Origin of the sequence: Streptomyces boetiae (assembly GCF_031845405.1) — a bacterium.
GTDB classification, from domain to species: domain Bacteria; phylum Actinomycetota; class Actinomycetes; order Streptomycetales; family Streptomycetaceae; genus Streptomyces; species Streptomyces boetiae.
The window spans coordinates 1-8,668 of the sequence record NZ_JAVREN010000084.1 but is presented as its reverse complement, the minus strand read 5'-3'; the positions used below and the strand labels follow the sequence as shown (position 1 = coordinate 8,668).

Annotated in this window: 4 protein-coding genes; all 4 read left to right on the top strand. The window is 69.1% G+C overall.

Features of this window, described 5'->3' with window-relative positions; genetic code table 11:
- The first annotated feature begins 84 nt into the window (after positions 1 to 84).
- Positions 85 to 474, top strand: coding sequence for a 50S ribosomal protein L7/L12 (rplL, locus tag RM780_RS27195; RefSeq protein ID WP_311633571.1), 390 nt, complete (start codon positions 85 to 87; stop codon positions 472 to 474).
- A 500-nt stretch (positions 475 to 974) separates the two neighbouring features.
- A complete protein-coding gene (rpoB, locus tag RM780_RS27190; protein WP_311633570.1) occupies positions 975 to 4,460 on the top strand; it encodes a DNA-directed RNA polymerase subunit beta in 3,486 nt (1,161 codons plus the stop codon).
- A gap of 99 nt (positions 4,461 to 4,559) precedes the next feature.
- Positions 4,560 to 8,459, top strand: a complete 3,900-nt coding sequence (locus RM780_RS27185) for a DNA-directed RNA polymerase subunit beta' (protein ID WP_311633569.1) — start codon at positions 4,560 to 4,562, stop codon at positions 8,457 to 8,459.
- A gap of 30 nt (positions 8,460 to 8,489) precedes the next feature.
- Positions 8,490 to 8,668 (top strand): pentapeptide repeat-containing protein (locus tag RM780_RS27935; RefSeq protein WP_394813099.1); only part of this gene is annotated, 179 nt, incomplete at its 3' end.

The window sequence follows — 8,668 nt, the reverse complement described above, 5'->3', positions numbered from 1 at the left end:
AGGCGGCCCGGGCGGGCCCCGCCCGCCCACCCCCGAGACATCCATCGCCGGCACCCCCGCCGACCGAAGAGGAAGGACGCCATCATGGCGAAGCTGAGCCAGGACGAGCTGCTCGAGCAGTTCGCGGAGATGACCCTGCTGGAGCTCTCGGACTTCGTGAAGAAGTTCGAGGAGAAGTTCGACGTCGAGGCCGCCGCCCCCGTGGCCGTGGCCGCGGCCGGCCCGGCCGGCGGCGGCGCCGCCGCCGAGGCGGAGGAGGAGAAGGACGAGTTCGACGTCGTCCTCACCGGCCCCGGCGACAAGAAGATCCAGGTCATCAAGGTCGTGCGCGAGCTCACCTCCCTGGGCCTGAAGGAGGCCAAGGAGCTGGTGGACAACCCGCCGAAGCCCGTCCTGGAGAAGGTCAACCGCGAGGCCGCCGACAAGGCCCGCGAGGCCCTTGAGGGCGCCGGCGCCGGCGTCGAGGTCAAGTAACGCCCGGCCACCGGCCGCGTTCGCACTGGGGGCGATCACCCGTTCGGGTGGTCGCCCCCCGGCGTTGCCGCGGCCGTCCCCTTGCCCCCGCGACGGCGGCGGGTATGGTGATCTTCGCGAGCTCCCCAGGGGGCCGGGGCCTTGACGAACCGCAGCGGGCGCGCGATTCTCCTGTTCGTCCCCGTCGAAGGTCCGGACGAAATCCATGATCGAGGCATGGATTCAACGCGGAGCGGGAAGTGATGCGGCAGACGGGTCCGCGACCGGCGTTCGAGGCGGCCGGGAGCAGGCCCTGAGGGCACGCGCAGGGTACGCGCGGGTCCCGTGACGGGACCGCGTGACGTTTCACCGAGGGTGGCTCCTCGATGATTGATAAGCACATTGGACATCAGTGGGTCTTGTGGCTACACTGACCCTTTGCGCTGCCCGGCTCCTCCCTGCCCGTCACCAGGAGGAAGGGCACGCGCGCAGAGAGTCCGAGCCCTCGGAAGGACCCCCTCTTGGCCGCCTCGCGCAACGCCTCGACCAACAGTACGAACAACGGCACCAGCACCGCGCCCCTGCGTGTCTCTTTTGCGAAGATCAAGGAGCCCCTAGAGGTTCCGAACCTCCTTGCGCTGCAGACCGAGAGCTTTGACTGGCTGCTCGGCAACGACGCCTGGAAAGCCCGGGTCGAGGCCGCGCTGGAGAGCGGGCAGGACGTCCCCACCAAGTCCGGCCTGGAGGAGATCTTCGAGGAGATCTCCCCGATCGAGGACTTCTCCGGCTCGATGTCGCTGACCTTCCGCGACCACCGCTTCGAGCCCCCGAAGAACTCCATCGACGAGTGCAAGGAGCGCGACTTCACCTACGCCGCCCCGCTCTTCGTCACCGCCGAGTTCACGAACAACGAGACCGGCGAGATCAAGTCCCAGACGGTCTTCATGGGCGACTTCCCGCTCATGACGAACAAGGGCACCTTCGTCATCAACGGCACGGAGCGCGTCGTCGTCTCCCAGCTGGTCCGCTCGCCCGGCGTCTACTTCGACAGCTCCATCGACAAGACCTCGGACAAGGACCTGTTCTCCGCCAAGATCATCCCCTCCCGGGGCGCCTGGCTGGAGATGGAGATCGACAAGCGCGACATGGTCGGCGTGCGCATCGACCGCAAGCGCAAGCAGTCCGTGACCGTGCTGCTGAAGGCCCTCGGCTGGACCTCCGACCAGATCCTGGAGGAGTTCGGCGACTACGAGTCCATGCGCGCCACCCTGGAGAAGGACCACACCCAGGGCCAGGACGACGCGCTGCTCGACATCTACCGCAAGCTGCGCCCGGGCGAGCCCCCGACCCGCGAGGCGGCGCAGACCCTGCTGGAGAACCTCTACTTCAACCCCAAGCGGTACGACCTGGCCAAGGTCGGCCGTTACAAGATCAACAAGAAGCTGGGCGGGGACGAGCCGCTGGACGCGGGCGTACTCACGGTCGAGGACATCGTCGCCACCATCAAGTACCTGGTGCGCCTGCACGCCGGCGAGACCGAGACGGCCATCGGGGAGGGCCGGACGATCGTGGTCGAGACCGACGACATCGACCACTTCGGCAACCGCCGCCTGCGCAACGTCGGCGAGCTGATCCAGAACCAGGTCCGCACCGGCCTGGCCCGCATGGAGCGCGTGGTCCGCGAGCGGATGACCACCCAGGACGTCGAGGCGATCACGCCGCAGACCCTGATCAACATCCGGCCGGTCGTCGCCTCCATCAAGGAGTTCTTCGGCACCAGCCAGCTCTCGCAGTTCATGGACCAGACCAACCCCCTCTCCGGGCTCACCCACAAGCGCCGCCTCTCGGCGCTGGGCCCCGGCGGCCTCAGCCGCGAGCGGGCCGGCCTGGAGGTCCGTGACGTGCACCCCTCGCACTACGGCCGGATGTGCCCGATCGAGACCCCCGAGGGCCCGAACATCGGTCTGATCGGCTCGCTGGCCGCCTTCGGGCGGGTCAACGCCTTCGGCTTCGTGGAGACCCCCTACCGCAAGGTCACCGACGGCGTGGTCACCGACGAGGTGCACTACCTGACCGCCGACGAGGAGGACCGGTACGTCATCGCCCAGGCCAACGCGCGCCTGACCGACGACTACCGCTTCGCCGAGCCGCGCGTCCTCATCCGCCGCCGCGGCGGGGAGATCGACTACGTCCCGGGCACCGAGGTGCACTACATGGACGTCTCCCCGCGCCAGATGGTGTCGGTGGCGACCGCCATGATCCCGTTCCTGGAGCACGACGACGCCAACCGCGCGCTCATGGGGTCCAACATGATGCGCCAGGCCGTGCCGCTGATCCAGGCCGAGTCGCCGCTGGTCGGCACCGGCATGGAGTACCGCTCCGCCGTGGACGCCGGGGACGTGATCAAGGCCGAGCAGGACGGCGTCATCAGCGATGTCTCCGCCGACTACGTCACCATCCAGAACGACGACGGCACCCACGTCACGCACCGGCTGGCCAAGTTCCACCGCTCCAACCAGGGCACCTCCTACAACCAGAAGGTGCTGGTCGAGGAGGGCGAGCGCGTGGTGGCCGGGCAGGTCATCGCCGACGGCCCCTCCACCCAGCGCGGCGAGATGGCGCTCGGCAAGAACCTGCTGGTCGCCTTCATGCCGTGGGAGGGCTACAACTACGAGGACGCGATCATCCTCTCCCAGCGGCTGGTGCAGGACGACGTCCTCTCCTCGATCCACATTGAGGAGCACGAGGTCGACGCCCGCGACACCAAGCTGGGCCCCGAGGAGATCACCCGGGACATCCCGAACGTCTCCGAGGAGGTCCTGGCCGACCTGGACGACCGCGGCATCATCCGCATCGGCGCCGAGGTCGAGGCCGGCGACATCCTGGTCGGCAAGGTCACCCCGAAGGGCGAGACCGAGCTGACCCCCGAGGAGCGGCTGCTGCGCGCGATCTTCGGAGAGAAGGCCCGCGAGGTCCGCGACACCTCGCTGAAGGTGCCGCACGGCGAGACCGGCAAGGTCATCGGCGTGCGCGTCTTCGACCGCGAGGAGGGCGACGAGCTGCCCCCGGGCGTGAACCAGCTCGTCCGCGTCTACGTCGCGCAGAAGCGCAAGATCACCGACGGCGACAAGCTGGCCGGCCGCCACGGCAACAAGGGCGTCATCTCCAAGATCCTGCCCGTGGAGGACATGCCGTTCATGGAGGACGGCACCCCGGTCGACATCATCCTCAACCCCCTGGGCGTCCCCTCCCGGATGAACCCCGGCCAGGTCCTGGAGATCCACCTGGGCTGGCTGGCCTCCCAGGGCTGGCACGTCGAGGGCGACGGCGCGGACTGGAAGGAGCGGCTGCGGGCCATCGGCGCGGACGAGGTCGCGCCCGGCACCAACGTCGCCACCCCGGTCTTCGACGGCGCCCGCGAGGACGAGATGGCGGGCCTGTTCGAGTCCACCATTCCCAACCGCGACGGCGACCGGCTGGTCCTGCCCTCCGGCAAGGCCCGCCTGTTCGACGGCCGCTCGGGAGAGCCGTTCCCCGACCCGATCTCCGTCGGGTACATGTACATCCTCAAGCTCCACCACCTGGTCGACGACAAGCTGCACGCCCGCTCGACCGGCCCGTACTCGATGATCACCCAGCAGCCGCTGGGCGGTAAGGCGCAGTTCGGTGGCCAGCGGTTCGGCGAGATGGAGGTGTGGGCGCTGGAGGCGTACGGCGCCGCCTACGCCCTCCAGGAGCTGCTGACCATCAAGTCCGACGACGTCACGGGCCGCGTCAAGGTCTACGAGGCGATCGTCAAGGGAGAGAACATCCCCGAGCCCGGCATCCCGGAGTCCTTCAAGGTGCTGATCAAGGAGATGCAGTCGCTCTGCCTCAACGTGGAGGTGCTGTCCTCGGACGGCATGTCCATCGAGATGCGCGACACCGACGAGGACGTCTTCCGCGCCGCGGAGGAGCTCGGCATCGACCTGTCCCGGCGCGAGCCGAGCAGCGTCGAAGAGGTCTGACGGGCCGGGCCGGGAGCCGGTCCCCCCGGACTCCCGGCCGCCCCCACCCGGACCCCGACAGACCATTGACTGACACGACCCTGAGAGGGATTGACGAGAGTGCTCGACGTCAACTTCTTCGACGAGCTGCGGATCGGCCTGGCCACCGCTGACGACATCCGTCAGTGGTCCCACGGCGAGGTCAAGAAGCCGGAGACCATCAACTACCGCACCCTCAAGCCCGAGAAGGACGGCCTCTTCTGCGAGAAGATCTTCGGCCCCACCCGGGACTGGGAGTGCTACTGCGGCAAGTACAAGCGCGTCCGCTTCAAGGGCATCATCTGTGAGCGGTGCGGCGTCGAGGTGACCCGCGCCAAGGTCCGCCGCGAGCGGATGGGCCACATCGAGCTGGCCGCGCCCGTGACCCACATCTGGTACTTCAAGGGCGTTCCCTCCCGGCTGGGCTACCTGCTGGACCTCGCCCCGAAGGACCTGGAGAAGGTCATCTACTTCGCCGCGTACATGATCACGTACGTGGACGAGGAGCGGCGCACCCGCGACCTGCCCTCGCTGGAGGCCCACATCTCCGTGGAGCGCCAGCAGATCGAGCAGCGCCGGGACGCCGACCTGGAGGCCAGGGCCAAGAAGCAGGAGGCCGACCTGGCCGAGCTGGAGGCCGAGGGCGCCAAGGCGGATGCCCGCCGCAAGGTGCGCGAGGGCGCCGAGCGGGAGATGAAGCAGCTCCGCGACCGGGCCCAGCGCGAGCTGGACCGGCTCGACGAGGTCTGGACCCGCTTCAAGAACCTCAAGGTCCAGGACCTGGAGGGCGACGAGCTGCTCTACCGCGAGCTGCGCGACCGCTTCGGCACCTACTTCGACGGCTCGATGGGCGCCGCCGCGCTGCAGAAGCGTCTTGAGACCTTCGACCTGGACGAGGAGGCCGAGCGGCTGCGGGAGATCATCCGCACCGGCAAGGGCCAGAAGAAGACCCGCGCCCTGAAGCGCCTGAAGGTGGTCTCCGCGTTCCTGCAGACCTCCAACAGCCCGCGCGGCATGGTGCTGGACTGCGTCCCGGTGATCCCGCCGGACCTGCGCCCGATGGTGCAGCTCGACGGTGGCCGCTTCGCGACCTCCGACCTGAACGACCTCTACCGCCGCGTCATCAACCGCAACAACCGCCTCAAGCGGCTTCTCGACCTCGGCGCGCCCGAGATCATCGTCAACAACGAGAAGCGCATGCTCCAGGAGGCCGTGGACGCGCTGTTCGACAACGGCCGCCGCGGGCGTCCGGTCACCGGTCCGGGCAACCGGCCGCTGAAGTCCCTGTCCGACATGCTCAAGGGCAAGCAGGGCCGCTTCCGCCAGAACCTCCTCGGCAAGCGCGTGGACTACTCCGCCCGCTCCGTGATCGTGGTCGGCCCGCAGCTGAAGCTGCACCAGTGCGGCCTGCCCAAGGCGATGGCGCTGGAGCTGTTCAAGCCCTTCGTGATGAAGCGGCTGGTGGACCTCAACCACGCGCAGAACATCAAGTCCGCCAAGCGGATGGTCGAGCGCGGCCGGACCGTGGTGTACGACGTCCTCGAAGAGGTCATCGCCGAGCACCCCGTCCTGCTCAACCGCGCCCCGACCCTGCACCGCCTCGGCATCCAGGCCTTCGAGCCGCAGCTGGTCGAGGGCAAGGCCATCCAGATCCACCCGCTGGTCTGCACCGCCTTCAACGCGGACTTCGACGGCGACCAGATGGCCGTGCACCTGCCGCTGTCCGCGGAGGCGCAGGCCGAGGCCCGCATCCTCATGCTGTCCTCGAACAACATCCTCAAGCCCGCCGACGGCCGGCCCGTCACCATGCCCACCCAGGACATGGTGCTCGGCCTCTTCTTCCTCACCACCGACGAGGAGGAGCGCGAGGTGCGCGGGGAGGGGCGGACGTTCTCCTCGACCGCCGAGGCGATCATGGCGTTCGACGCCGGGGAGCTCTCGCTCCAGGCGAAGATCGACATCCGCTTCCCCGTCGGCCTGGTCCCGCCGCGCGGCTGGACCCCGCCGGAGCCCGGCGAGGGAGAGCCGGAGTGGCAGCCCGGCGACAGCTTCCGCCTGCGCACCACGCTGGGCCGGGCGCTGTTCAACGAGCTGCTGCCCGAGGACTACCCCTTCGTGGACCAGTCCGTGGGCAAGAAGCAGCTCTCCGGCATCGTCAACGACCTGGCCGAGCGCTACCCCAAGGTCGTCGTCGCCGCCGCGCTGGACAACCTCAAGGCCGCGGGCTACTTCTGGGCCACCCGGTCCGGAGTCACCGTCGCCGTCTCGGACATCGTCGTGCCCGAGGCGAAGAAGGGCATCCTGGCCAACTACGAGGCCCAGGACGAGAAGGTCCAGAAGCAGTACGAGCGCGGCCTGATCACCAAGGACGAGCGCACCCAGGAGCTCATCGCGATCTGGACGAAGGCGACGAACGAGGTCGCCGAGGCCATGAGCGAGAACTTCCCGAAGACGAACCCGATCTTCATGATGGTCGACTCGGGCGCCCGAGGGAACATGATGCAGATGCGGCAGATCGCCGGCATGCGCGGCCTGGTCTCGAACGCCAAGAACGAGACCATCCCGCGGCCCATCAAGGCGTCCTTCCGCGAGGGTCTGTCCGTGCTGGAGTACTTCATCTCCACGCACGGCGCGCGCAAGGGCCTGGCCGACACCGCCCTGCGGACCGCCGACTCCGGGTACCTCACCCGGCGTCTGGTCGACGTCTCCCAGGACGTCATCATCCGCGAGGAGGACTGCGGCACCGAGCGCGGCCTGAAGCTGGCGATCGCCGAGCGCGGCGCGGACGGCGTGCTGCGCAAGGCGGAGAACGTCGAGTCCAGCGTGTACGCCCGCTGCCTGGCCGAGGACATCGTGGCCGACGGCAAGGTGCTGGCCCCGGCCGGCACCGACCTGGGCGACGTGCTGATCGACGAGCTGGTCCTGCACGGCGTGGAGACCGTCAAGACCCGCTCGGTCCTCACCTGCGAGTCCGCGGTCGGCACCTGCGCCATGTGCTACGGGCGCTCGCTGGCCACCGGCAAGCTGGTGGACATCGGCGAGGCCGTGGGCATCATCGCCGCGCAGTCCATCGGTGAGCCCGGCACCCAGCTGACGATGCGGACGTTCCACACCGGCGGCGTCGCCGGTGAGGACATCACGCAGGGTCTGCCGCGCGTGGTCGAGCTGTTCGAGGCCCGCACGCCCAAGGGCGTCGCGCCGATCTCCGAGTCGGCCGGCCGGGTGCGGATCGAGGAGACCGAGAAGACCAAGAAGGTCATCGTCACGCCGGACGACGGCTCCGACGAGACCTCCTACGCGGTCTCCAAGCGGTCCCGGCTGCTGGTGGGCGAGGGCGACCACGTCGACGTCGGCCAGCCGCTGACCGTCGGCGCGGCCAACCCGCACGACGTGCTGCGCATCCTGGGCCAGCGCGCGGTGCAGGTCTACCTGGTGGGCGAGGTCCAGAAGGTCTACAACTCCCAGGGCGTGGCCATCCACGACAAGCACATCGAGATCATCGTCCGGCAGATGCTGCGCCGGGTGACGATCATCGAGTCCGGCGACGCGGAGCTGCTGCCGGGCGAGCTGGTCGAGCGCTCGAAGTTCGAGTCGGAGAACCGCCGCGTGGTGGCGGAGGGCGGTCACCCGGCCTCCGGGCGCCCGCAGCTGATGGGCATCACCAAGGCGTCGCTGGCCACCGAGTCCTGGCTGTCGGCGGCGTCCTTCCAGGAGACGACCCGGGTCCTGACCGACGCGGCGATCAACGCCAAGTCGGACTCCCTGATCGGCCTCAAGGAGAACGTGATCATCGGCAAGCTGATCCCGGCCGGCACGGGCCTGTCCCGGTACCGGAACATCCGGGTGGAGCCCACCGAGGAGGCGAAGGCCGCGATGTACTCGGCCGTCGGGTACGACGACATCGACTACTCGCCCTTCGGCAGCGGCTCCGGCCAGGCGGTCCCGCTGGAGGACTACGACTACGGCCCCTACCAGGGCTAGCCCTCCCGGGCGGGGCGTTCCCCGCCCGGGATCGGTCCTCGAAGGCCCGGCACCCCGGCGGCTCTGCCGCCCGGGACGCCGGGCCTTCGGCGGTGTCGCCTTCGGCGGTGTCGCCTTCGGCGGTGTCGCCTTCGGCGGTGTCGCCTTCGGCGGTGTCGCCTTCGGCGGTGTCGCCTTCGGCGGTGTCGCCTTCGGCGGTGTCGCCTTCG